Here is an 807-nt window from a genome sequence, read left to right as displayed (position 1 = left end):
CACAGCCGTTGCCCGCTGCACGATCTTGTCCTCGAGGGCCGCGATCGCCAGCGGGCGCTGCCGTCCGTCCGGCTTTGGGATGTAGACCCGCCGCGACGGCTGCGGCCGGTACGCTCCCCGGTGGACACGGGCATGCAGATCCTCAAGGTTGGCCTTGAGATCTTGCTCATAGTCCCGCCACGTCACCCCGTCCGTGCCCGGCGCGGCATGCTTCTTCAACGCGAAGAACTCCGCCTCGAGCAGGTCGGGATCGATGTGGTGAAGCAGCGCGGTGAACCTCTCCTTCTTCCTTTCCCTTGCAGTTCGTCGTATGCGCTCCAGCGCCTGTGTCACGCTCGTCCGGCTCGGCGTCCGGGTCGTGCTTTGCTGGTCCGCATTCCCCTTGGTCGCGGCCCTTCGCTCCACCAGCTCCTTTCGCAGATCGCTCTGCCTCGTTCGCCGGCTTCGCCGCTACTGTGGCCGCGTCCGACTTCCCGCGTTCGTTCGTCATCGGCTTCGGCTCCTCGCCTTCCCGATGCGGACCGAAGGCGCATGCCGCCTGCGGTCGAACGCGGGACCTCCCAGGTTCCGGCGCGGTCCCTTACTGCGTGATGGGGTCTTCGACCACGGCAGAGCGTCAGCCCCTCGCATAACGGGACCGCACATGTTGCCTTCGACGTTGCTTACCGCCTCGGCCTCTGCGAGTTTCTGTCTTTCGCGGCTCAATAGCCACCCCACAGCATCGTTGTGTACGCTTCGCTGCCGCCGTCGCCGACGACACCGCAACACTCACTACCGGGCGCCCGCTACGGCTTACCCGGACCGGAC

The 807-nt window shown here is 66.3% G+C and carries 1 pseudogene; it reads right to left on the bottom strand.

The features are described from left to right. Positions 1–405, bottom strand: a pseudogene (locus IVA82_RS49085) (hypothetical protein); the annotation flags it as partial. Between the last annotated feature and the right edge of the window lie 402 nt (positions 406–807).

It is taken from the genome of Bradyrhizobium sp. 142, from assembly GCF_023074015.1.
Lineage (GTDB): Bacteria > Pseudomonadota > Alphaproteobacteria > Rhizobiales > Xanthobacteraceae > Bradyrhizobium.
The sequence above is the reverse complement of the archived record's forward strand: the minus strand, read 5'-3'. Positions and strand labels throughout refer to the sequence as shown.